A 1,152-nucleotide genomic window follows, 5' to 3' on the forward strand; every position below is an offset into this window, starting at 1 on the left:
GCGTCGTCGGAGAACGCCTTGCACCGGCCGTCCGGAGCCATCGCCCGCTGCCGCGAGAACTCCACGAACGTCGTCGGCGTCGACATCACCGTCACTCCACCCGCCAACGCCAGCGAGCACTCCCCGTTCCGCAACGCCTGCACCGCCAGATGCAACGACACCAGCGACGACGAGCACGCCGTGTCCACCGTCATCGCCGGACCCTCAAGACCCAGCAGATACGAGATACGCCCCGAGGCGACGCCACCGCTGTTGCCGGTGATCATCAGCCCCTCGACGTCCTCCGTGGCCTCCGACAGCCAGGAGCCGTAATCGTGATACATCAGGCCGGCGAAGACACCGGTCCTGCTGCCGCGCAGCGAGGACGGATCGATCCCGGCGCGCTCGAACGCCTCCCACGCGGTCTCCAGCAGCAGCCGCTGCTGCGGATCCATCGCCGCCGCCTCACGCGGACTGATCCCAAAGAACTCCGCGTCGAAATCACCCGCACCCGCCAGGAACCCGCCCCGACGGGAGTAACTCGTACCGAGGTGGGTCGGGTCCGGGTCGTAGAGGCCGTCGATGTCCCAGCCCCGGTCGCTCGGGAACTCCGATGTCGCGTCCACACCGTCGACGACCGCCTCCCACAGCTCCCGCGGCGAGTCGATCCCGCCCGGCAGACGGCAGGCCATACCGACGATGACGATCGGATCGTCATCGACGGCGGCAAGGGCGGCCGGCATCGGATTCGTCGGGCCGGTGGCGATCTTGCCGTGGATCTGCTCGTCCAGGAAGCCGACCAGCGCCGTGCGGTTCGGATAGTCGAAGACCAGGGTCGACGGCAGCCGGAGCCCCGTCTCCGTCTGGAGCCGCTGCCGCAGCTCAAGACCGGTCAGCGAATCGAAGCCCATGTCACGGAAAGCACGATCCGGCTCCACCGAACCGGCCGACCCGAGACCCAGCACCAGAGAGATCTGCGTACTGACGAGGTCCAACAGCGCAAGCTCGCGTTCCGCCTCGTCCAGGGCGGACATGTCGGCGAGCCATGACGAGCCCTCGTCCGCGCCCGTGGCAGCCGCCGCCCGACGCGCCGGCGCACGGACCAGCGACGCGAACACCGACGGCAGACTCCCCCGCACCGCCCGGGTCCGCAACGCCGCCAGATCCAGACGA

At 69.2% G+C, this 1,152-nt stretch carries 1 protein-coding gene; it reads right to left on the reverse strand.

The genetic code is table 11. From position 1 onward, the window contains the following. Window positions 1–1,013, reverse strand: a 1,013-nt coding sequence (locus ACF089_RS35935) for a beta-ketoacyl synthase N-terminal-like domain-containing protein (RefSeq protein ID WP_392036454.1), incomplete at its 3' end; no start/stop codon positions are given. Window positions 1,014–1,152 lie beyond the last annotated feature (139 nt).

Source organism: Streptomyces sp. NPDC014894, assembly GCF_043080985.1.
Taxonomy (GTDB): domain Bacteria; phylum Actinomycetota; class Actinomycetes; order Streptomycetales; family Streptomycetaceae; genus Streptomyces.